Raw genomic sequence first — 22397 nt, forward strand, 5'->3', positions numbered from 1 at the left:
AGGTAGACAGCCATGGGCATTCGAATCGCTATGGGACACATCGACGAGTACGACGACCGGACGGCTGTGTTCGCAAGACAGTTGGGACTTCGATCGGTGCAGCTTCACGCGCCATCGAATCTCATGAGTTCGAGCGATTTCTGGGGAGTGAGCGAATTGCAAGCTCTGCGCGACCGCTGTGAGGCGGATGGGCTTGCGATTGAAGGGCTGGAGAATGTTCCGCTCTCGCAGTTCGACCATATCCAGCGCGGGGGCCCCTTGCGTGATCTGCAGATCGAGAACTATCTGCGGACCTTGAACAACATGTCGGAAACCGGATACACCTTGCTGGGATACAACTTCCTGGCCAGCTATGTGTGGCGGACCGATATGGCCGCTTCCGGACGTGGCGGCGCGCAGGTCAGTGCATTCGACCTCGAGCACGCAGCCGCGGGCAATGCTCTTGCGAGCTACAAGCTCGCGCCTAATGACTCGCAGGATTCGGGACTGACGGGTGAAGACATGTGGGCCAACCACCAGTATTTCCTCGATGCAGTACTGCCGTCGGCAGAGCGCTTGGGAATACGGCTGGCTCTCCATCCCGATGACCCACCAGTCGACGTTGCGCTCGGCGGGGTTCCGCGAGTGTTCACCTCACCGGAGGCTCTTGTGCGCGCGCATGGGCAGGCGAAGGGGTCACCCTCATGGGGGCTGAATCTCTGTCTAGGGACTGTGTCGGAGATGGGAGGCGAGGCCGCGGTCAACGAGGTCATCGACTTCTTCGCTCCCCTGGGCGCGATCTGCTACGTCCATTTTCGCGATGTGCAGGGAGTGGTGCCCAGCTTCTCCGAATGCTTCTTGGGGGAAGGGAACTTCGATCCCGCTCGCGTCATACGACGTCTTCATGCTGCTGGATTCGACTCATTTCTGATCGATGATCACGTCCCAGCCATGATCGGCGACGTGGCGACGTGGGGTGACACGTCATCCGAGGCCTATTGCAGCAGGGGCAGGGCCTACGCGATCGGATTTCTGCAAGGCGTGTTGAACGGTCTCAATATCGACGACGCTTGACCATCTCGAAGGGCATCCGGCCCGAAGCCAAAAAGAACGAGGCGCCGCCGCAGGAGTGATCCCAGGCCTCCTAGCGCAAGGATCCCGGATGGAGAACCGGTATCGGGCAGGATCCCTGACTCGTCATCGTCCGGGGCTTTGCCTGGAGCCGGCGCAGCCTTGGCCTTGGGCACGAAGCCGAAGTCCATCGGATTGAGCGGGTCCACCGGCGAGACCGAGTACCCGGCCAGCGCATCCTTCGATGCTTCCTTGTCGATGACCGTCGTGTACGACTGACCATCCGGAAGCTTCGGCAGATCCTTGAACGAGTACTTGCCGTCCTTGCCCGTGGTCACCGGTTCAACCACGTTGCCGTGGACGTCAGTGACCGGCTTGCCGTCCGGACCCTTGATGATCACCACGACTCCGGGCAATCGCGGCTCATTCTTGTCGACCTTGCCGTCCTTGTCCTTGTCGACCCAGACCGTGCCCGCGACCTCTTCGACCTGGACGAAGCCGAAGTCGAGCGTGCTGTCGCGATCACCGTTGTCGGTCAGATCCCCCGAGCTCGCCGACCACGTCGACGAATCCTTGTCTCGGTCTCCCTGGCCGGCCTTGGTCGGGACGAAGTCCTTCAGAGCCTTCGCCGAAGCGGCCTGATCGATCGTGACCTTGTACGACTCACCCGGCTTCAACGTCGGCAGGTTATCGAAGGAGTACTTGCCATTGGCATCAGTGGTCACTGATCCCACGGGCATACCGTAGATGTCCGTGACCGGCTTGCCGTCCGGTCCCGTCAGCTTCAGCACAACGCCCTTGACACCGGGTTCGCCGCTGTCCTGGATGCCGTCGCGATCCTTGTCGATCCAGACGAAGTCACCCACCGAGACCTTCGGCCTGACAAATCCGAAGTCCAAGGTGCTGTCGCGGTCGCCGTTGCTGGTCAGATCGCCGGACTCGGCAGAGTCGGTCGACGAGTCCGTGCCCGGAGTGCCCTCACCCGTCTTCGTCGGGATGAACGGCTTGAGCGCATCGGCCGAAGCGGCCTTGTCGATCGTCACCGTGTAATGCTGTCCGGCAGGCAGCGCCGGCAGGTCATCGAACGAATACTTGCCATCGAGACCTGTGGTCACCGGACCCACGGGATTGCCGAACACGTCGGTGACAGGGTTGCCATCGGGACCGGTCAGCTTGAGCACAACACCTTGGATGCCGTCCTCGCCTGCGTCCTGGACCCCATCGCGATCGTCGTCGAGCCACACGAAGTCGCCCACCGAGACAGCCGGGGTCACGAAGCCGAAGTCAAGCGTGTTGTCGCTGTCGCCTGCCTTCGTCAGGTCACCGGACTCGGCCGAGTCCGTCGATGAGTCCGTGCCGGGGGTTCCCTCACCCGTCTTGGTCGGAGTGAAGCCCTTCAGGGCATCAGCCGAGGCCGTCTTGTCGATCGTGACGGTGTAGTGCTCCCCGGCGGGCAGCGGCGGCAGGTTCGCGAAGTTGTACTTGCCGTCCGCCCCTGTCGTGACAGGGCCGACGGGATTGCCGTCGACATCGGTCACGGGATTGCCGTCAGGTCCGGTCAGCACCAGCACCACGTCCGGGACGCCAGGTTCACCGGCATCCTGAACGCCGTCGCGGTCGTTGTCGAGCCACACGAAGTCGCCCACCGACACCGTGTCGGGGGTGAACCCGAAGTCCAGGGTCGGATCGCTGGCACCGTCGGTCGTCAGATCTCCCGACACCGCGGAGTCTGTCGATGAGTCAGTTCCGGGAGTCCCTTCGCCAGTCTTGGTCGGGGACAGCCCCTGCAGTGCGGTCGCGGATGCGGCCTTGTCGATCGTGACCGTGTAGGACTCACCCGCCGAGAGCGGCGGCAGGTTCGCAAATGTGTACTTGCCGTCGCCATCTGTCGTCACCGGGCCGACGGGATTGCCGTCGACATCGGTCACGGGATTGCCGTCGGGGCCGGTCAGCTTGAGCACGACACCGTCGATGCCGTCCTCACCCGCGTCCTGAACGCCGTCCTTGTCCTTGTCGAGCCAGACGTAGTCACCCACCGAGACCGACGGCCGACTGAAGCCGAAGTCGAGAGTGCTGTCACGGTCACCGTCACTGGTCAGGTCACCGGACTCGGCCGAATCCGTCGACGAATCCGTCGCGCCCGTACCTTCGCCGGTCTTCGTCGGGACGAATCCGGTCAGTGCAGCTGCCGACGCGGTCTTGTCGATCGTGACCGTGTAGTGCTGACCAGCAGGCAGCACCGGCAGATCGTCGAAGCTGTACTTGCCATCAGCATCCGTCGTCACCGGACCCACCGGATCACCGTTGATGTCGACAACGGGGCTGCCGTCAGGCCCGGTCAGAACCAGTACGACACCTTCGATCCCGTCTTCACCGGCATCCTGGATGCCATCCTTATTGTCGTCGTACCAGACGTAGTCACCCACGGAGACTGCCGGCTTGATGAAGCCGAAGTCCAAGGTGCTGTCACGGTCACCATCGCTGGTCAGGTCACCCGACTCGGCCGAGTCCGTCGACGAATCCGTCGCACCGGTACCCTCGCCGGTCTTCGTCGGACTGAATCCTTCCAACGCCGTCGCGGAGGCAGTCTTGTCGATCGTGACTGTGTAGTGCTGACCAGCAGGCAGCGGCGGAAGGTCGTCGAAGCTGTACTTACCATCAGCATCAGTTGTCACCGGGCCAACCGGGTTGCCGTTGACGTCGGTCACCGGATCGCCGTCAGGGCCGGTCAGCTTGAGTACGACACCTTCGATCCCGTCTTCACCAGAATCCTGGACGCCGTCCTTGTCCTGGTCGAACCACACATAGTCACCCACCGAAACGCTGGGCGGCGACTTGGGCTTGAAGCCGAAGTCGAAGGTGTGATCGACATCTCCACGGTCACCGGTCGTGATCTTGTACTCAGGGAAGCCGTCGACGAGGGTTCCGTCGGAATCAACCCGGTCGGCCCCAGCACCGGAGCCGCTGTTGGCCTCGGTCAGCTGGTTGACTGCTGAGTCGAGCGGTTCGCCGTCTTCATAGTCGGCTGCTTTGTCGAGCCGGATCGTGTAGTCGGTGTTGAACTCGACACCGTCGTTGATCGAGTCGAAGTAGTACTCGCCTCGAGAGTTGGTCACCGTCGTGGCGACCAGCGTGCCGGCCGAGTCGTACAGGTTGACCGTCACACCGGCGATGCCGGCCTCACCCGCGTCCTGGACGCCGTCCTTGTCGGAGTCGGTCCACACCCGGTTGCCGATCTGGATCGGCGCCAGGTCGCAGAGCACTTCCATGTCAGCCATGCCCTGGCCCTTGCTGAAGGTGTCAGCGGCGCTGATGCGGTTGCCGCCGGTGTTGCCTCCCGCGGCGAGCAGCGTCTCCGGCGACGTGGGCGATGTCCCACCGTCGGCCGAGTAAATGGGACGTCCAGTCTCGCGATCGACCCGGAAGTAGCCCTGCGTGAAGATTCCGATCGGATCCATCGCGCTCGTGACGATGCCACGCTCGCCTCGGCTCAACGCAATTCCGCCGTACGCCTCCTCCGCGTGGACTCCGCCATCACCTGTGAAGAACTCACCCGATCGCTGTCCGGCCGCCGGGGCAGCAATTCCACAGCCACCGTTGATATCGAGCAGGAAGTCGCCGTCATCATCCTTGCAGGCCTTGTTGATGTCACCGGCGACCACGTAATCGATCACGCCGACCAACGTTCCTGTTCCGTCAGTCTCGGTGAAGTAGCGGGAGTTCGCACCCATCTGCTGGTCACCGGTACGGTCACGGAACGCCATGACGAGGTCGCCGTTGTTCTCCACGACGATGTCGTCCATCCAGGCAGCCGGATCGGAGATACGCACGCCCGACTTGGTGGTGCAAGTGATTTCGTCAGACCAAGGGCGGAACGACGTGCTGGACACGCCATCGGCGCTGTCGCGGGGGAGGCACTGGGCCGCCAGGAATGCGTTCGACTCACGCTTGCGGTTGATCGTCTGGTCCATGACCGTGCCGGTCTGGACATAGGTCGAGGCATCGAAGGTCAAGATGATCGCGCGCATGTCGCTGGGAGCCTGCGAGGACTCACCGGAGCAGACACCACCGACATAGAGCACACCATTGCGCTCACCGAGTGCACCCGGGCGCCAATCGGACGCCGAAGCACAGCCGGGATTGGCTGACAGATCCACGACATGGGTCGGAGCGCCCATCGTGGCCTCACGAGCGTCGTAGACGTAGAGCTTGCGGTCGTTGAGGTTGATGACCTGCAGATCATCGCCGTCCTCACTGACATCGAGGTCGCCGAGCGACTCCTTGCCGACGGCGGAAGCGAAGTCCCAGTCCTGGCGCAGGCCGGCCACGTCGAAGCTGTGGGCCGTCGTGCCGGCGTTGGGAACAGTTCCCCACTCCGTGGTCGCGCCACCGCTGGCGCTGGTCACGTAGATGGCACCCTGCCCACCCGGGCCGTAGGCGATTCCGCGCTTGGCGAAGGCAGCCGAGAAGATCCGCTTGTCCTGCTTGCGGTAGCCGATGCCGTAAACCGAGCCGGTATCACCCTTCGTCGCAAGCTGCGTCTTGCCGCGGTCAGTACCGTAGGCGCGATAGGGGGCGGTGAACAGCGTCTGAGCCGAATCGTTGTTGGCCAGCGCGCCACCCGGGGTGAAGATCGGCTGCTGGCAGGCGTTGACGATCAAGGGATTGGACTGGCAGTAGTCGCGGGGCTCCCAGAAGCCGGTCGTGACCGTGACCGTCTTGTCTGCGGCGACCGTCACGAACTCCTCGTTCGACGAGAGCTTGGTGGCCGACGGAGTGTCAGCCGTGCCGCTCTTCTCCGAGGCGAAGGCCGACTGGTACTTGGCGGTGTCGGGGTTGACGACTTCGATCCGGTAGCTGCCGGGCGCGCCGACGATGGTCAACAGGCCGTCGCTGTCGGTCGTCAGGTTCTGCACGACCCCCGAGGGATCGGTCACCTTGACCTCGACTGCGCTCATGCCTGGCTCGACGAACGGATCGTCCCAGCTGCCGTTCGCGTTGTAGTCCTGTACGACACGCACGGCGATGGTGCCGTCTCCCGGTGCCGCCTGTGCTGGTGCACCCGTGAGGGTGATCAATCCCGCTGCCCCTAGCGCGAGTGAGACCAGACTTGCCATATATCTGCCAGGCTTCATTGACTTCTTCCCCGACTCTCTGTGTGAGCTCTCAAGGAGAGGGCGACCACTGACAGATCGCCCATCTTCCGCTGGAAAGATAGCGACGCGGGGTCGGTTCAGACATCGATTCAGTCGTAGGCTCCATGAAATGACCCCCTGACGGGGGTCAAGTCATGGTCGGCAGGCAATGATCAGCTGTTCGTGCTCTGGGGCAACGCCGATTCGATCGAAGCGCGTAGTCCCGCTGGCTCGACACGATCCTCATCGAAGGTGATCTGGGCGAAGCGTCCTTTCCGGTCGCCCAGGTAGGCCTGGAACCGCATCAGGGTGCCATCCTTGTCCAGCCAGTAGCGGGTCCTTGAGGATCGTTCGTCGCCGGCTGGTCTCGGTCCTTGGATCACCTTGACCGGGACGTCCCTCACTCGGTCACGTCGTAGAAACCGTGCCGCCCCCTGACGTAGCAACAACGGATTCTCGGGACGGTCAGATCCGAGGGTCAATGCGAGGGTCAAGAAGATGTCCTGGGGAACGCTGGTCGACAAAGCGCGCGTCGACCAGTCCTCCCGCGTTGGAGCCCCTCCACCGTCAGCCAGCGGTGCGGTGGCGATCGCCGCCTGGTTCCAGCCGATATAACGACTCACGGCAGGAACCCCGTCAGTCTTCTTGGTCGAGATCGTGCCGAATCCCAGTGCCGAATCCAGGTCGAGAATCGCGCTGATCGACGCGTCAGGCGAGCCGCGCCAGTCCATCGTGACCGGGACTTGTCCGCGCTGATGAAGATTGAACCGGGCCAATGCCAACTGCTCGGCCTCGCCTGCAGTGAGTTGACGAGGCTTCTCGCGATCATCCCCGCCGCACGCTGCGGTTGCCACCAGAGCAGCAGCCGTCACAAACAATCCGCGCCGGGAAACAACCGCCGACTTACAGGACGCGTACCTCACCATGGTGCTCCAACCTCATTGTTCGGACTCTGATTCTCCGGCATGTCGACCAAGCCGCCGACGGCTACTCGCGAATTAAACCGCTAGCATCTCTGCAGACTCCCAGAGCGAGGAATGCCGCAAATGATCCATGTATTCGGACGCCGGTCCCAATTTGGCGTCTTGATGGTGATTGTCCTCAGCGCCATCATCGCCGGGGCGTGTGGCGGTCCTTCGCCAAAAACACCTGATTCGCCGGCCACGATGTCTGTCGTCCAGGTGCCCCAGGATGAGAAGACCATCTCGGCGGCCATCGATCGAGTCAAAGTCGGCGGTCTCGTTGTCGTGAGTCCCGGAACATACCGCGAGGCGGTACTGATCGACAAGGCCGACGTGACTCTTCGGGGCACAGACCGCAATGACGTGGTGATCGACGGTGAAGCCAAGCGTCCATACGGCGTCTTAGGAGCAGCCGACGGCGTCCGGGTCGAGAATCTCACCGCGACGAGGGCAACGCTCTACGGCGTGCTCATCACCAGCAGCCAAGAGGACGGGAATCCGCTGGCTCAGGGAGCCGGCGGCTACGAAGAAATCGACCCGGAGAAGTTCCCGGCACTACAACGTTTCCGCGTTGACCACGTCACCGCGAGCAATAACGGCCTGTACGGCATCTACGCATTCAATTCCCAACACGGCGTCATCAATGCGTCCTATGCCTCCGGCAGCGCAGACAGCGGCATCTACGTCGGCCAGTGCAGAAAGTGCGACATCGTCGTGCAGGGCAATGTCGCATCGCACAATGCGATCGGATTCGAGAACGCCAATGCATCCGATTCCCTGACCATCACCGGAAACCGGTTCAGCGACAATCGAGTGGGCCTGACGCTGCTGTCCGACTACCAGGAGGCGTTCACGCCCCAGAAGGCCAACGCGGTGTTCGGCAACGTCGTGAGCAACAACGATCAACCGCAATCGCCGCGCCAGGCCGATGGCTCATTCGGAATCGGAATAGGAATCGGCGGAGGACGCCAGAACGTCCTCGAGAAGAATCTGATCGCAGGCAATCCTCGTGCGGGAGTTCTGTTGCGCAACGCCGAAGACCTGCCTGCCGTGGACAACAGACTCATCGACAACAGGTACATCGGCAATGGCGTCGACGTGGCCAATCTGTCTGCCGATCACACTCCCGCGTCCGGAAACTGCGTCGAAAAGGACGCCACGCAACTGCCGCAGGATCTAGGCGTTCGATGCGCGAGCAAGACCCAACCGGCGACATTTTCACCGCAGATGCCGCCGGTGACGGAACCGCCCGGGGTCTCGTTCCTCGACGTCGCCGCTCCTGGCGCATTGCCCGGCCTCGAGCCCGATGACTCGATCCCGGATCGGTTGCCCCCGACCGTGCAGCATCCCCAGGCCTCCGCAGCAAAAGTCCCGGCAGCAACCCTGCTCTCGTCATGGGTCAAGACCCTCCAGTGACGACCCGCCCCACACGCCGTCAATTCGTGCTCGCAGGTGCCGGGACCGCAGTGGTCGGCGCCCTCACGGGAGTCGGCTTTCGGGAGTTGAGCGACTCGGATTCTCCCGCGCCCGCAGCCGAAACCGGCTCCCTTCAGTCCGGAGCCCGACAGCCCGGCGTGGACCGTCCGTCCACTCCTCAAGCTCACTTGCTGTTCACTGCTCTGACCTGGTCCGAACAACCGTTGCCGACCAGACTCAAGATCGAGGCCCTCCTGAGCAGAATCGGTGCCAGCGTCCTTGAACTGACCACCGCGCCGCCCGACGCGGTTCTGCCCGACGGCCCAGGTGACTTGACCGTCCAGATCGGGCTCGGACCACGCATAGTGCAGCTGTCGGGGCAGGGCTTGCACGGGGCACAAGCATTGCCGGAGTTCGTCGGCAGCGACAATATCGATCCGGCGCTGCGCAGCGGCGACGTGATCCTGCTCGTCGCGGCCAGCGATCCGTCGGTGCTGCGACCGGCCACCGAATCATTGATCGAGATCGTCGCCGGCGCCACCGTCGTGTGGCAGCAGCAGTGCTTGCGACCGCCGGGCACGGGCGCTCGCACGCGCAATCCCTTCGGCTATCACGACGGTGTCGTGGTCCCGGTCGACGAAATCGGGATGGACGCAGGGGTCTGGATCGACGATGGAGCGGCGCGCAACGGCAGTATCGGAGTTGTCCGACGGTTCGAACTGGATCTCCCTCGTTTCGAGGCTCTTACCGCCGATCAGCGCGACCAGGTCTTCGGCCGTCGACACGTCGATGGCTCCCCCTTGAGCGGCGGCGACATCAACGACGAGGTCGATCTCTCGGCCAAGTCCCCTGAAGGCGAATACCTGATTCCCGCACGCTCGCACATCCGCGCAGCACACCCATCTTTCACCGCGAGTGCCTTGATGATGCGCCGGAGCTACGGATTCACCCGATCCGATCCACACGGATCGGATCGGGCAACAGGCCTGCTGTTCATCAGCTATCAGAACGACCTCGACATCTTCGTTCGCACTCAACGGCGCATGGACGAGATCGACGACCTCATGTCATATGTGACCTGCACGGCCGAGTGCACCTTCCTCGTCCTGCCCGGTTTCGACCTGCACACACCGCTCGGCAGCAGTCTGGTCGACATATCGTGAACCACGCCGAGACGACGAGTACCGAATGGATCGCTTCTCTGCGATCGAACATCCGGCAATTGGCGTGGAGGGCCTGGTCTGCCAGAGGGCCGCACGGAACCCACTCGGGCTGGGCATCTCGGGCTCTGGCCCAGTCGATGAAACAGATCATTCTCCGCGCCATCGCCCTGTTCCAGATCGTGATGGTGTGGGCGGTCGTGAACACCGATGCGCCATTGCGGCAGCAGCTGTTGCTGGGCCTCGCGCACGTGGTGCTCATGCCATTGGCCTGGAGAGCCAGCAATTCGCGCTTTGCAGTCGGGCCCGTGCTGGCTCTCGTGTACATCGTGGTCCTGTTCGACTGGGCCGTCGCAGGACCGATCGACACGGTCTTGGCCTTCGCGGGGTGCTGGCTCGCCAATATGACGGCCGCGGCCCCGACCTTCGCCATGCGCGGCCGCCGAGCCGTCGTATTCCCCGTCGTTGTCGCGTTCACCTTGCCGGTTGCTCTGACCAAGATCAATCCTGAGTGGGGCCCGGACCTGCCCAACGCCATCGTGGTCACCACGTTGGCGATCATGATCGGGACCCGCGTGGGGGTGTCCTTCCTGTTCGACTTCTCCGCACGCGCGGATACCGCAGCATCAGCTGCCGAGCAGGAATTGCGCGCGGTGGCAGAGGCACGCACAGCCAGCGACACGGCTGCTGAGGACGCCCGGGTCCTGCACGACACCGTCATCAACACCTTGGGAGCTATCGCCAACGGGGGTGCCTCGACCAAGGATGTCGACCTGGTCCGTGCGCGATGCTCGGCCGACGCCGCGACGGTCGAGTCGTTGTGGACGTCGAAGGGAGCAGTTCCCACACAGCGGGTCGAACTCAGGTCGATATTTGCCCTTGAGGATCTGACTGTGAATCGGTCGGGACTCGATGACTCCCAGCTCAAGCGAGTCGAAGGCGATCTACCCGACCAGGTCATTCACGCCATGGTCGCCGCCGTCGGGGAGGTGCTGCGCAATGTCGTCAAACACGCAGACACCGACCGCGCTGCAGTCGATGTGCGTCTGGTCGACAAGGAACTGATCGTGACCGTCAGCGATGACGGAGCGGGGTTCGACGGCGTGTTGCCACCGGGCCGGGGCTTCGCCGAATCCGTTCAGTCCAGGGCAGAGAAGGCAGGTATTTCGGTCACGCTCGACACTGCACCGGGACACGGAACGACCGTGGCCTTCCGCATACATCCGGACAGCGCCGCCCAGGTGGACCCCTTCGAGACAGCCACCGGCCGGGACGGCCTCGAGATCGAGTCAGTCGTGGGGGCACTGCATTCGCGGTCAGGATGGCTCTGGCCCCCCGGGGTGACTCTCGTCGGACTCGTGCTCGCCCTGACCTCCACGCCCACTGTCGGCGTGGTCTACGCGATGCTGGCGGTAGGCGCTCTGGCCTCGGCGCTGGCATGGTTCACCCGCGACCAGCAAGGCCACATCCCAACCGGAGCGGTCATCGTGCTCGCGATCGGCGCCTCGGTCTCGTTCATCCTGTCGGCAGCAGCAACCGACTTCGGCCGCTCCGACGTCGTGTTGTGGCAAGCCGTGGCCCCGACCGCCCCCCTGGTGCCCCTCATCGCTGACACCTCCGGACGTAGGAAATTGGCCGCGGCACTCGCGCTGCTGATGGCAACCGTGCTGGTTCTGACGGTGATCGTCTGGCAGGACTCAGCTACGGCCGCCGCGGTGATACCTGTCGCAGGTATCACCGCGATAGGCCTCGTGCTCGGATGGGCTGCCTTCCAGGAGGCCATCGGCCGGACCGGCGCGCAGGCCGCCGCGGACGATCGCGCTGCCGCCAGGTCCCGTCTCGAAGTGGCTGTCCGGGTTGCCGCAGAAAACAGCCGACAACGGTGGAGCCTGGCAGGTCTTCACCAAGCCGTCGACCTGTTGCGCGATATCGCCGACGGTCGGGTCGACCCGGCGTCCGAGTCGGCCCGAGCAGCCTGCGCAGGCGAAGAGGCCTATCTGCGCCAGCTGACCCAGTTGAATCCGGAACTCGTGCGTCTCGGCCAGTGGTTCGCCCAGGCCTTGTATGACGGACGAGCCCGACAGGGAGACCTCATTGTCAGGACGGGCGAAGTCGATGCCCCCACCGACGAGATCGCCACGAACCTGGGCGGAGTCCTCACGCGAGCGGTTGCTTCGATGCCCGCCACGGGCGCGCGACTCAGCGCGAGCGTCTTTCCTTCTCCAGAGGGACTGCGAATGACGCTCGTCAGCCCTCACCCCCATCTCAAACACGCGCACCGTGCGTGGATTCCGTCTGCAACGTCTTCGGTGACCTATCAGACCGTCGAAGGCCAAGACGTGATCGAAATCGTCGTGCACGAAGTCGGTTTGGAGGCCGCATTGTGATCCCTGGAGAGCCCCATGCCTATTGGCGCGTCGCGATCGTCGAGGACCACCTGCTTCAGCGTCAGCGAACTGAAGAGCTGCTGGGAGCCGAGGACGGCCTGCGAGTCGTGCACAGCTGCGAGACCATGCCGCAATTCCTCAACTGGCTGAGCACGACCAATGTCAGGGAACGACCCCATCTCCTGGTTCTCGACCTGATGGTGGACCGTCAACCAAGTGTCGATCCTGCCACGGTGAAGGCACTGATCGATGCGGGACTACGAGTGCTGGTCCTCTCGGCATTGGCCTCACCGCGATTGGTCAAGAGCATCATCCAGGCAGGTGCCGGAGGTGTCGTCGGCAAGCGCGACACCGAGGAAGACATCCTCGCAGCGGTCTGGGCCGTACTTCAGCGCGGCCAGTGGATGACCACAGAACTGGCCAGCGTCATTGCCGGCGATCCGAAACGGCCTTCACTGAGCATCCAGGAAGAACGCGCCCTCGTCCTGTATGCATCCGGCCTGACCCTGGACGCGGTGGCTGCCTCGATCGGCGTCAAGCGCGACACCGCCAAGCAGTATCTCGACAGGGTCAAAGCCAAGTACACTGCTGCAGGCCGGCCCATGACCACGAAGCTCGACCTGGGCCGCGCAGCTTGGACAGACGGCTACGTCGACCCCCATGCCTGAGATCACTGACCCCAGAACTGGGGTCATTTCGACCTCCGATGCGCAATCCGGTCCGAGACCCTCACTGCGACGCCTAGATTCGGAGCGGCCGCGTCTCGGCCCCGCGCTCGGGCGCATCGTGTCTTAGTCGGGAGGAAAACATGAGTTCACACATTGGCGCGCATGCGGAGGATCGAGGGCGCTCGGTCCCGCGGACTGCTGTGGCGTTCTTGCTCGCTTTCATCGTCAGCCTTGCCCTCGCGATGGCCGGGACCCAGCCATCTGATGCCGCAACCCCCGAGCCGGGCGACTCCGTCTACGTCGGCGACGTGTACGAGCCGGACGGCTCATCATTGCTGTTCCCGGTCTATCTCACCCCGCCGGCAGATCCTGATAATCCAGGCGAGCCTGATTTCTGGGCGTACTGCATCGAACACGATGTTTCGGCCCAGAGTGAGCGTGGAGCCGTGGTCGGCAACCTCAACAGCTTCCTCGGTGAAAACTACTTCACAAGTGCCGCAGTGCAGGGCAAGGTCCTCTGGGTCCTGGCGCACAGCTATCCCGCGGTGAGCCTCGCCGACTTCCGTACCGCCGCCAACATTCCGGGTCTGACTCGCGACGACATCATCAATGCGACGACGACGGCGATCTGGCGCTACACAGAGCTCACGTTCGACGCACCGTGGGCCTGGGTCAGCCCGGAGGCGGAGGCCGCGTACTGGTACCTCGTCAACGGCGCCAACGCCAGCTCGGGCATGACGCCGGGCGACTTCGCGACAACCGTCACGGTCACCCCGCCGTCCGGTGCCCAGACATCAGGAACCCTGGTCGGCCCCTTCACCGTCAACACCAACCAGGCGAGCGCCAGCGTCACGGTCGCCCCCGGATTCGACCTGGTCGACGCCGCCGGTAACCCCATCAACGCCGCAGCCGTGACCGACGGGCAGCAGATCTATCTCGACCTGCGGACCGCTACTTCTGCCGGTAATGCCACGATCACCGCAACTGCCAAGGGCTCGAGTGGCAACGGCATGGTCGTCTCGGTGCCCAAGACCGTAGGCGGCACTCCCACCGCTGACAATCACGCTCAGTCCATCATCATGGTCGCGGCCGGCAAGGGTACGACGACCGCCGAGGCTTCGACTCAGTGGACGGCCCAGGCCACGACTGAGCCGAGCATCGGCACGACGCTGGTCGACGCTGCCGACGGTGACAAGTACATCCTCCAGAGCGGCGGCAAGGTGACCGACACTGTCGCGTACAAGAATCTTGAAGCCGACACCGAATACACCCTGACCGGCGAGCTGTGGGACAAGACGACGGGCAAGGCGACTGGCATCGTCGCGACCACGAAGTTCACCTCTTCGGGTACTGGCGACGGAACTGCCAAGGTGACTTTCGAGATCCCCGCTTCCTACGCCGGCCGCACTTTGACCGCATTCGAAGTCTTGACGATCGGCGAAACCAAGGTGGCCTCCCACGAGGACATCGATGATGTCGCCCAGACCGTCTACGTCGCCGACCTGGGCACCACACTGGTCGACAAGGCTGACGGTGACAGCCAGATCGCCGCTGAGGGCGGCACTGTTGTCGACACTGTCGAGTACACGAACCTGATTCCGGAAACCGAGTACACCGTCTCCGGTGAGCTCATCGACAAGGAAACGGGCGAAAGCACCGGCATCGTCGGCTCGAAGACGTTCACGACAACGGCTTCAGGCAACGGCACTGTCGAGGTTGAGTTCACGATCACCGCGAAGTGGGCCGGGCACACTCTCGTCGCCTTCGAGACCGTCACCCGTGATGATGCGGATATCGCGATCCACCAGGACATCAACGACGAGGCACAGACTGTCGTCGTCGACGAGGACGAAGACGAGGCGACCAGTCCGTCCGACAATGGATCGGAGTCCGAGTCGGAGTCGGACGGCGCTCTGCCTGACACCGGTCTGGGTTCGGCGACACTTCCGCTGGCTGCGGGAGGAATGCTGATTCTGGCACTCGGCACAGGCATCGTGATGTGGGGCCGGCGCCGCAACGGCGTTCAGCTGCACTGACCTGCAAGTCGCTTGTCGACGGCCCCTCACGATCTCGTGAGGACTCCACTGGTCCTGAGCTGGTCGCTCCGAACCAGTGTGGGGTGCGGGTGTCGAACTCAGCGGCTTCACCGGGTTCGAGGACGAGGTCGTGCTCACCGAGCACAAGTCGCAGTCTGCCGTTGAGGACGAACGCCCAGTCGTACCCTTCGTGGGTGCGCAGGTCGGGCACCGTGTCGTCTCGGCCGACGGGGAGGATGAACTTGTAAGCCTGGATCCCCCCGGGCCTCCTGCTGAGCGGCAGGATGGTCCGGCCGTCGCGGGTCGGGATCGGGCGAAGGTTCACCCGCGGGTCGCCGGTCGGCGGCGCGTCGACGAGCTCATCCAGAGTGACGCCATACGTGCGCGCCAGCGGCAGCAGCTGCTCCAATGTGGGGCGCCGGAGTCCTGCCTCGAGCCTCGACAGGGTGCTGGTCGAGATGCCGGTCTCGTCGGCCAGGTCGGTCAGGGTCAGGTCACGGCGTGCCCGGAGCTGCTTCAGCCGTGGTCCCACGGCATCGAGGGTGTGGTCCATCGAGTCACTCATGCCTCGAAGTTTGCCATTTGGCAACGTGTGTTGCAAAACCGTCGGCCGACGGACATCCTCGAAGAAGAAGTCGCTGCCGACCGGCAACGGCGTGGACGACTGAGGGAACGCCCATGATCACATCGAACGCTGATTCCACAACGAACAGCGAAGAGACCGCGACGCACCCCTTCGACGACGAGTACTGGGACCAGATCTGGCAGGGCGATCGCGCTGCGGCCATGGGAGCGGCTCGCCCCAACCCACACCTCGTCCGCGAGATCGGCGATCTCACACCTGGGACGGCCCTCGATGCGGGATGTGGAGCCGGCGCCGAGGCAATCTGGCTCGCAGCGCGTGGCTGGCAGGTCACGGGAGCCGATATCGCCGCCGAGGCACTCCGCCGAGCCGCAGAGCGGACCGCCGCGGCCGGAGTCTCCCAACAGGTGCAGTGGGTGCAGACGGACCTGTCGATATGGGAGCCAGGCACGCGCTACGACTTGGTCACGACCCACTACGCGCACCCCGCGATGCCGCAGCTCGAGTTCTACGACCGCATCGCCACCTGGGTGGCCCCCCGAGGCACGCTCCTCGTTGTGGGTCATCTCCATCACGACGCCGCTGCCGACGAACCCGACCACGAGGACGCTCACGGACATCACGCCGACGGCCCGCCCGATTCGGCGTCGGCGACCGCGGCCTCCATCACGGCACGCCTCGACCCGACACTCTGGGACGTCGTGACCGCCGAGGAGTCGCACCGGACCATGTCCGGTTCCGACGGCCGCACGACGCCGATCCATGACGTCGTCGTCAGAGCGACCCGTCTCAACTGATCAGCGTGGCGGTCGCAGCGCCACCATGAGGCTGATCCGACCGCTCTGAACTTCTTCGTTTCGCTGGTTGTACAGCACGAGCGAGCGGTCGAGCACGCCCGCATCTCCTCGGCTGGTGCGTCGAGCACCCAGGATCTCCACCTCACATCGAACCGTGTCCCCCGCCACGACAGGCCGGACAAAGGCCCAGGTCTCAATGCCGAGAAGAGCTATCGAGCATTTCTCGAACACACCGATGCGTGAGACCAGCCCCATCAATACCGACAGTCCCAGCACACCGTGCGCGATGGGTTCTCCGAACCTTCCCGCACTGGCGTGGACGACATCGGTGTGGACCGGATTCGTGTCCCAGCTCCAGCCGGCGAACGAGGCAATGTCCGACTCGCGGATAGTGCGACCCTGTGACGCGAATTTCTGACCGACCTCGAAGTCCTCGAACCACCATTCACGATCGTGCATCATCGGACTCCCCTCAGCGTTCACTGCCATTTCCTCATCCACCTCAACCTTGGTCGCGGGATCCTCGAAAGGTGCTGTCGGATCGACTCCCGCCATGTTGACCCATTGCCACGAATCATGGCCACCGCCTCTCCATCTCACCGACCAGTCGCGTCGGGAGGAGGCAGATCCAGTCAGCTGCCGATCCAATGCACCGCATCGCCGACGGCGGCCCTCGTCGTCCGGAACTGGTTGACGGGATGGTCCACGTCGGCGTGGCCGAATGAGACACCGAGCAGCACGAGTCGATCGTCAGGCAGCTCGAAATGCTGCCTGACAAGATCGGAGTACATGGCGATCGCGGCCTGCGGCACGGCAGCGATGCCGAGGCTCTGGGCCGCCAGGAGCAGCACCGACAGATAGGCGCCACTGTCGACATATCCGTACGGCCCGAGTGCCGCATCGGTGGTCACGATCGCCACGTGGGGCGCCCCGAACAGCCGAAAGTTCTCCAGCTCCTGCCTGCGGCGGCCCTCACGGTCGGACCGCTCGATCCCAAGCTGCTCGTACATCGCGAAGCCGGTCTCGCGCCGACGTTCGAGGTAGACCCCCCGGTACTCGGTCGGACCCGGCACGTCCGAGCGCGGTTCGGTCTCGAGAGCGGCGGCGTGCAGCGCGGCGCGAAATCGCTCGGTCCCTTCACCGTGCGTGACGATGGTCTGCCACGGCTGGGAGTTGCACCACGACGGCGCGCGCTGGGCCATCTCCAGCATCTGCTCGATCTTCGCCGGTTCGACTTGCTCGGGCAAGAAGGCTCGACAGCTGTGGCGATCGCTGAGCAGCCCTGCGAGCGTCTCGCTCGCATCGTGGCCGCTCACGACGCTGCGTTCACGAGTGCGCCGCCGGACAGCGCGAGACCGCCGTCGACGAGCACCTGCGAACCGGTCATGAACGAGGCGATCGGCGAGAGCATCACCGCCGCGATCCGGCCGATCTCACGCGAGTCGGCGAACCGGCCGAGCGGCACCGAATCGACCCAGGCCTGGCCAGCGGACGACTCGGTGAGCCGCTTCATGCCCTCAGTGCCCGACACGGGTCCGGGCAGGATCGAGTTCGACCGGATTCCGTACTTTCCCCACTCGAGCGCGAGCGAGCGCATGAGCTGGTCGACCCCGGCCTTGGCCGCACCGACGTGCGCCTGCGAGAGCAACGGCATGACCGACTGCCCGCCCGACACGAACAGCACGCTGCCTCGGGTGGTGCGCAGCTGCTCGAACGCCGCGCGAGCAGCATGGAACGAACCCAGCAGATCGATCTCGACAACCGCCTTGAACCCGTTCGTCGAGATCGACTCTGCAGGCGCGACGAAGTTTCCAGCAGCACCACAGACGACGCCAGAGACTGGCCCGAGCTCGTCGAGCGTACGGGCCAACGCAGCGTCGACGGCGTCGCCGTCACGCACGTCGGCGACAGCCGTCACGACCTTGCCGCCGTGAGCCCGGAGCGTCTCAGCCGCCGTGGCGAGGCGTTCGGGGGTGCGGCCACAGATGGCGACATCGGCGCCGAGCGAGGCCACGGTCTCGGCGATCGCGAGGTTGACTCCGCTACCGCCTCCCGACACGAACACGACCTGTCCCGCCATGAGGCTTGGCGCGAGAAACTCCGACATTCCTTCTCCATCCTGACCGCTGTGCGGGCGCGCGGTTGACGTCGAGCCGGGCGCTGATTTACGGTCTACTTAGCGAGCGCTAATTAAAACACACCGGAGGAACCCGTGCCAGAAGCAGTGATTGTCGACGTCGTCCGTACGGCCTCCGGGCGCGGCAAGCCCGGAGGTGCTCTCTCCGGCGTCCATCCCGCGAATCTGTTGGCTGCGGTCATCGCTGCGGTCGTCGAGCGCAACGGCATCGACGGCGCAACGATCGACGACGTCATCGCCGGCTGTGTCGGGCAGGCCGGCGACCAGGCGCTCAACATCGGCCGAACCGCGGTTCTCGTCGCCGGCCTGCCCGAGTCGGTTCCCGCCACGACGATCGATCGTCAATGCGGCTCCAGCCAGCAGGCGCTCCACTTCGCGGTGCAGGGTGTCATGGCCGGCAGCTACGACATCGCGATCGCTTGCGGAGTGGAGAGCATGAGCCGCGTGCCGATGGGCAGCGCCAACGCCGGCGGCGACGCCTTCGCCCCCCTTGCCGCCCGGTATCCCGCGGGACTCGTGAACCAGGGCGTCTCGGCCGAACTCATCGCCAAGAAGTGGGACCTGTCTCGAGCACGTCTGGACGAATATGCGGCTCGCTCCCACGAACGTGCATCGTCCGCAGCCCGCGACGGCGCCTTCGAGCGGGAGATCCTGCCGATCCCCGTCGCGGGCGCCGACGGGAGCATGACCGCCCACCTGGTCGACGAGACGGTCCGCGCCTCGACCACCGCCGAGGGCTTGTCGGGCCTACGGCCGTCATTTCGCACCGACGAGCTCGCGGCCCGATTCCCCGAGTTGACCTGGGACATCACGCCCGGCAACTCCTCCCCCCTGACCGACGGTGCGTCGGCAACGCTCGTGATGAGCGCCGACCGCGCTGCACAGCTCGGCCTGAAGCCCCGAGCACGGGTCACCGCGATGGCCGTCACCGGCAGCGACCCGCTGCTGATGCTGACCGGTGTCATCCCGGCGACCGAGAAGGTCCTGGCCAGGGCCGGCCTCACCCTCGACGACATGGACGCCTACGAGGTCAACGAAGCATTCGCCCCCGTACCGCTCGCGTGGGCCGCCGAGCTCGGCGCCGACGAATCGCGTCTCAACCCCTTGGGTGGCGCCATCGCGCTTGGTCATCCCCTGGGCGGTTCAGGAACCCGGCTCCTCACGACTCTGCTGCACCACCTCGAGTCGACCGGTGGACGCTACGGCCTGCAGACGATGTGCGAGGGCGGCGGCATGGCGAACGCCACGGTCATCGAACGGATCAGCTGACCGTGGAGCACGTGCGGTACGCCGTCGAGGGCCATGTCGCCGTCATCACCCTGGACCGACCCGACCGGCTCAACGCCTTCACCGACACGATGGAGCGCGAGCTCATCGAGTGCTTCGACCGCAGTGACGCCGACGACGAGGTACGCGTCGTCGTGCTGACCGGCGCTGGTCGCGCGTTCTGCGCCGGCATGGACCTCGCGGAGACGGACCCCCGCGACACCTTCACATCGTGGCGGGCCAGCGCGTCGGCCCCGGCAGGCACCCAGTTCGACGTCGACGGTTCCGACCTGCCCGTGCGCCGCGACGGCGGTGGCCGCGTGGTCCTGCGTATCTTCGACTCGCTCAAGCCGGTGATCTCCGCGATCAACGGTCATGCCGTCGGAGTCGGCGCGACCATGACGCTGCCGACCGACCTGCGTCTTGGCGCCGACGGTGCCAAGTTCTCGTTTCCATTCGTCCAGCGGGCCTTCGTGCCCGAGTCGTGCTCCTCCTGGTTCCTGCCCCGCGTCGTGCCGGTGCAGGTGGCGACCGAATGGATGCTCACGGGACGGACCTTCGACGCCGCCGAGGCCCTCCGTGGCGGGCTGCTCCGCAGCACCCACCCGGCCGAGGACGTCCTGCCCACAGCCATGGAGCTCGCCCACGAGATCGCCGAGAGCACGTCGGCGGTGTCCGCCTCGGCGACCCGTCGGATGCTCTGGGCCATGCTGACGGCCAGCCACCCCATGCGGGCCCATGAGATCGAGACCCTTGCTCTCAACGACCGCGGGGTCAGCGCAGATGCCCGCGAGGGCGTCGCAGCCTTCGTGGAGAAGCGGCGGCCGACCTTCGGCGATCGCGTCTCCAGCGACTCCCCCGCCGTGCTCGACACCCTTGTCCGTCCTGCCTACACACCTCCCGGAGACCCCCGATGACCGAGGAACTCGATCTGCGCCTCTCTGCCCACGCGACCGCGCTGCGGGCCGAGCTGGTCGACTTCATGCAGACCCGCGTGCTGCCAGCGGAGGCGTCGTACCACGCGTACCGGCACGCCGGTGGCCGCGACGACCACACCGTGCCGCCCGTCGTCGAAGAGCTCAAGGTCGAGGCACGGGCGCGTGGCCTGTGGAACCTCTTCCTGCCGGCCGAGTCGGGACTGACCCAGCTCGAGTACGCCGCGCTGGCCGAGCTGACCGGCTGGAGCCTCGAGATCGCCCCCGAGGCCATCAACGGTCAGGCTCCCGACACCGGAAACATGGAGCTGCTGCACCTGTTCGCGACCGACGAGCAGCGCAGGCAGTGGCTCGAGCCGCTGCTGGACGGCAGCATCCGGTCGGCTTTCGCGATGACCGAGCCCGACGTCGCGAGCAGCGACGCCACCAACATCCAGACCAGGATCGAACGCGATGGCGACGACTACGTCATCAACGGCCGCAAGTGGTGGACCAGCGGGGCAGCAGATCCCCGGTGCCGATTCCTCGTCGTGATGGGCAAGACCGATCCTGACGCGGCCACCCACCGTCAGCAGTCGATGGTGCTGGTGCCGATCGAGACGCCCGGCGTGACCATCGTCCGAGACGTGCCGGTGTTCGGCCGTCACGACCAGCACGGCCACTGCGAAGTGCTGCTCGAGGACGTCCGGGTCCCGGCCGCGAATCTCCTCGGAGAGGAGGGGGGCGGATTCGCGATGGCACAGGCTCGTCTGGGACCCGGTCGCATCCACCACTGCATGCGGGCCCTGGGCGCCGCAGAGCGAGCCCTCGCGATGACGGTGCGCCGAGCCGAGGACCGGATCGCCTTCGGCGGTCCACTGATCGACCAGGGCACGGTCCAGGCCTCGATCGCCGAGTCCCGCATCGCGATCGACGGCGCACGCCTGCTGTGCCAGCGCACAGCACGCACGATCGACCTGCACGGCAACGCGGCCGCCGCGACGATGGTCGCGATCGCCAAGGTCGAAGTGCCCCGTGTCGCGACGGCTGTCATCGACCGGGCCATCCAGGTCCACGGTGGCGCCGGAGTGAGCGATGACACTCCGCTGGCCGCGATGTGGGGCTGGCACCGGGCTATGCGCCTCTTCGACGGACCCGATGAGGTGCACCTGCGCGCGATCGCCCGCCAGGAACGCCGTCGCCCACCTGCCCTGGACCTGCACGCGATCCCACCTGCCGATCGTTAAGGTGACGCCATGTCCCTTGCAGACCGTCCGCTTGACGAAGTACTGACTGCGTCATCCGCGCCCATCGTGTTCGGCTCGATGCTCGAAGCCGCGCTCAACACGTTCCACGAGCACGGCTACGGCGGATCGTCCGTGCGCGATATCGCGAACCGCGTCGGCGTGACCGTCCCGGCGCTGTACTACCACCACGAGAACAAGGAGGCGATGCTGTACGCCCTGCTCGAGCAGTCGATCAGCCGGCTCCACGGACTCGTGGCCGATGCCGCAGCCGCGACGACGCCGGGAAGTGGCCGCCTCGACGCGATGGTCGAGGTCCTGGTGCGCCACACCGCGGTCAACGGCCGGCTCATGTTCCTCGACTCCGAACTCAGGTCATTGACCCCGGAGCACCGCGAGGCCTACGTGGGTCGCCGAGCCGACATCGAGCACCAGGTCCTGCAGGCCGTCGAGGACGGCATCGCGGACGGCGACTTCAGCCTCGACCATCCCCGCGACGCCGTGCGCGCGCTGCTCGGCATGATTCAGGCGATTGCGGCGTGGTTCCGCCCCGACGGCGAAATGTCCGTCGATGCCCTGACCAGCCGCTACCTGACTCTGTCGCGTCGCCTCATCGGCGGTCACTGAGCCTCATCCCCCGAC

At 65.0% G+C, this 22397-nt stretch carries 16 protein-coding genes and 1 pseudogene; 11 read left to right on the plus strand and 6 right to left on the minus strand.

Annotated elements, in window-relative coordinates; all coding sequences use genetic code 11:
- Positions 1–30: 30 nt before the first annotated feature.
- Positions 31–1053: a mannonate dehydratase gene (locus tag ACXJKC_RS11615; protein ID WP_456697057.1), complete on the plus strand. Its 1023-nt coding sequence runs from the start codon at positions 31–33 to the stop codon at positions 1051–1053.
- Here the strand turns inward: ACXJKC_RS11615 and ACXJKC_RS11620 are convergent.
- Both ACXJKC_RS11620 and ACXJKC_RS11625 read right to left on the minus strand, forming a co-directional pair.
- Positions 996–6167, minus strand: a complete 5172-nt coding sequence (locus tag ACXJKC_RS11620; RefSeq protein WP_456696877.1) for an SdrD B-like domain-containing protein — start codon at positions 6165–6167, stop codon at positions 996–998. The two genes, ACXJKC_RS11615 and ACXJKC_RS11620, sit on opposite strands and share 58 nt — an antisense overlap.
- Before the next feature lie 191 nt (positions 6168–6358).
- A complete protein-coding gene (locus ACXJKC_RS11625; protein ID WP_456696878.1) occupies positions 6359–7057 on the minus strand; it encodes a hypothetical protein in 699 nt (232 codons plus the stop codon).
- A 216-nt stretch (positions 7058–7273) separates the two neighbouring features.
- Between ACXJKC_RS11625 and ACXJKC_RS11630 the strand changes: the two genes are divergently transcribed.
- From ACXJKC_RS11630 to ACXJKC_RS11650, 5 genes are all read left to right on the plus strand, one after another.
- Entirely contained in the window at positions 7274–8563 is a 1290-nt protein-coding gene (locus ACXJKC_RS11630) for a right-handed parallel beta-helix repeat-containing protein (RefSeq protein ID WP_456696879.1), read from the plus strand.
- Positions 8560–9726 (plus strand): Dyp-type peroxidase, encoded by a 1167-nt coding sequence (locus ACXJKC_RS11635; RefSeq protein ID WP_456696880.1) that lies wholly within the window; start codon positions 8560–8562, stop codon positions 9724–9726. The genes ACXJKC_RS11630 and ACXJKC_RS11635 overlap by 4 nt, the downstream gene beginning before the upstream one ends.
- Before the next feature lie 137 nt (positions 9727–9863).
- Positions 9864–12110, plus strand: a complete 2247-nt coding sequence (locus ACXJKC_RS11640) for a sensor histidine kinase (RefSeq protein WP_456696881.1) — start codon at positions 9864–9866, stop codon at positions 12108–12110.
- Positions 12107–12778, plus strand: a complete 672-nt coding sequence (locus tag ACXJKC_RS11645; protein ID WP_456696882.1) for a response regulator — start codon at positions 12107–12109, stop codon at positions 12776–12778. Before ACXJKC_RS11640 ends, ACXJKC_RS11645 begins: the two co-directional genes overlap by 4 nt.
- 140 nt (positions 12779–12918) lie before the next feature.
- Complete coding sequence (locus ACXJKC_RS11650) at positions 12919–14814, plus strand: VaFE repeat-containing surface-anchored protein (protein ID WP_456696883.1); 1896 nt, start codon at positions 12919–12921, stop codon at positions 14812–14814.
- A 103-nt stretch (positions 14815–14917) separates the two neighbouring features.
- On the opposite strand, the pseudogene ACXJKC_RS11655 reads toward ACXJKC_RS11650, so the two are convergent.
- Positions 14918–15379 (minus strand): annotated as a pseudogene (locus ACXJKC_RS11655) (helix-turn-helix domain-containing protein); the annotation flags it as partial.
- Between the two features lie 113 nt (positions 15380–15492).
- Here ACXJKC_RS11655 and ACXJKC_RS11660 point away from each other — a divergent pair.
- On the plus strand, positions 15493–16194 hold the full coding sequence (locus ACXJKC_RS11660) for a class I SAM-dependent methyltransferase (protein WP_456696884.1): 702 nt from the start codon (positions 15493–15495) through the stop codon (positions 16192–16194).
- Here the strand turns inward: ACXJKC_RS11660 and ACXJKC_RS11665 are convergent, their stop codons facing one another.
- The 3 genes from ACXJKC_RS11665 to ACXJKC_RS11675 form a co-directional block, all read right to left on the minus strand.
- Entirely contained in the window at positions 16195–16656 is a 462-nt protein-coding gene (locus ACXJKC_RS11665; RefSeq protein ID WP_456696885.1) for a MaoC/PaaZ C-terminal domain-containing protein, read from the minus strand.
- A gap of 170 nt (positions 16657–16826) precedes the next feature.
- On the minus strand, positions 16827–17510 hold the full coding sequence (locus ACXJKC_RS11670) for a nitroreductase (RefSeq protein ID WP_456696886.1): 684 nt from the start codon (positions 17508–17510) through the stop codon (positions 16827–16829).
- On the minus strand, positions 17507–18301 hold the full coding sequence (locus tag ACXJKC_RS11675; protein WP_456696887.1) for an SDR family oxidoreductase: 795 nt from the start codon (positions 18299–18301) through the stop codon (positions 17507–17509). The genes ACXJKC_RS11670 and ACXJKC_RS11675 overlap by 4 nt, the downstream gene beginning before the upstream one ends.
- Before the next feature lie 105 nt (positions 18302–18406).
- Here ACXJKC_RS11675 and ACXJKC_RS11680 point away from each other — a divergent pair, with 105 nt between their 5' ends.
- From ACXJKC_RS11680 to ACXJKC_RS11695, 4 genes are read left to right on the plus strand one after another with little or no spacing between them, the layout of a single operon-like run.
- Positions 18407–19600: a thiolase family protein gene (locus ACXJKC_RS11680; RefSeq protein ID WP_456696888.1), complete on the plus strand. Its 1194-nt coding sequence runs from the start codon at positions 18407–18409 to the stop codon at positions 19598–19600.
- A gap of 2 nt (positions 19601–19602) precedes the next feature.
- Entirely contained in the window at positions 19603–20514 is a 912-nt protein-coding gene (locus ACXJKC_RS11685) for an enoyl-CoA hydratase-related protein (RefSeq protein ID WP_456696889.1), read from the plus strand.
- Entirely contained in the window at positions 20511–21758 is a 1248-nt protein-coding gene (locus ACXJKC_RS11690) for an acyl-CoA dehydrogenase family protein (protein WP_456696890.1), read from the plus strand. Before ACXJKC_RS11685 ends, ACXJKC_RS11690 begins: the two co-directional genes overlap by 4 nt.
- A gap of 9 nt (positions 21759–21767) precedes the next feature.
- Entirely contained in the window at positions 21768–22382 is a 615-nt protein-coding gene (locus tag ACXJKC_RS11695; protein WP_456696891.1) for a TetR/AcrR family transcriptional regulator, read from the plus strand.
- Positions 22383–22397: the final 15 nt, after the last annotated feature.

This window comes from Aeromicrobium sp. P5_D10, assembly GCF_054049535.1.